We start from the raw sequence: 1386 nt of genomic DNA, 5'->3' as shown, positions 1-1386 counted from the left end.
GGCGACGAGGGCTGTGGTGGAGGGGTCGAGGCCGGGGACCTCGGCGCCCTCGGTCAGGGCGGGTTCGATGCGCTTGGCGAGGACCTTGCCGAGTTCCACGCCCCACTGGTCGAAGGAGTCGATGTTCCACACCGCGCCCTGCACGAACACCTTGTGCTCGTAGAGCGCGATCAGCTGGCCGAGCACGGACGGGGTCAGCTCGGGGGCGAGGATGGTGGTCGTGGGCCGGTCGCCGTGGAAGGTCTTGTGCGGGACCAGTTCGTCCGGCACGCCCTCGGCGCGGACCTCCTCGGCGGTCCTGCCGAAGGCCAGGGCCTGCGTCTGCGCGAAGAAGTTCGCCATCAGCAGGTCGTGCTGGCCCGCGAGTTCACCGCTGATCTCGCCGACGGGACGGGCGAAGCCGATGAAGTCCGCCGGGATCAGCTTGGTGCCCTGGTGGATCAACTGGTAGTAGGCGTGCTGCCCGTTGGTGCCGGGCGTCCCCCACACCACCGGCCCGGTCTGCCACGCCACCGGCTCGCCGTCCCGCTGCACCGACTTGCCGTTGGACTCCATGTCCAGCTGCTGCAGATAGGCGGTGAACCTCGACAGGTAGTGGCTGTAGGGCAGCACCGCATGCGACTGCGCGTCATGGAAGTTGCCGTACCAGATACCCAGAAGACCCATCAGCAGCGGGGCGTTGGACTCGGCCGGAGCGGTACGGAAGTGCTCGTCGACGATGCGGAAACCGTCGAGCATCTCCCGGAACCGGTCCGGGCCGACGGCGATCATCAGCGACAGGCCGATCGCCGAGTCGAACGAGTAGCGCCCACCGACCCAGTCCCAGAACTCGAACATGTTGTCCGGGTCGATACCGAAACCGGTGACCTTCTCCGCGTTCGTGGACAGCGCCACGAAGTGCCGGGCGACGGCCTTCTCGTCGCCGAGGGCGTCCAGCAGCCAGGACCGCGCCGACGTCGCGTTGGTGATCGTCTCGATCGTGGTGAACGTCTTCGACGCGACGATGAACAAGGTCTCCGCCGGATCCAGGTCACGCGTCGCCTCGTGCAGGTCGGCGCCGTCCACGTTGGACACGAACCGGACGGTGAGATCGCGGTCGGTGAAGGCGCGCAACGCCTCGTAGGCCATCGCGGGACCGAGGTCGGAGCCGCCGATGCCGATGTTGACGACGTTGCGGATCCGCCTGCCGGTGTGGCCGGTCCACTCGCCCGAGCGGACCCGCCCGGCGAAGTCGGCCATCTTGTCCAGCACGGCGTGCACCCGGGGCACGACGTTCTCCCCGTCCACCTCGACCACCGCGTCCGGCGCGGCCCGCAGCGCGGTGTGCAGCACCGCCCGGTCCTCGGTGACGTTGATCCGCTCACCACGGAACATGGCGTCCCGCAG

The 1386-nt window shown here is 68.6% G+C and carries 1 protein-coding gene; it reads right to left on the bottom strand.

Translation table 11 applies throughout. The features are described from left to right. On the bottom strand, nt 1-1386 hold a 1386-nt coding region (gene pgi, locus TNCT1_RS35425; protein ID WP_143640444.1), incomplete at both ends, for a glucose-6-phosphate isomerase.

It is taken from the genome of Streptomyces sp. 1-11, assembly GCF_007176755.1.
Classification (GTDB): Bacteria; Actinomycetota; Actinomycetes; order Streptomycetales; family Streptomycetaceae; genus Streptomyces.
This window is presented reverse-complemented; position numbering and strand designations above follow the sequence as displayed.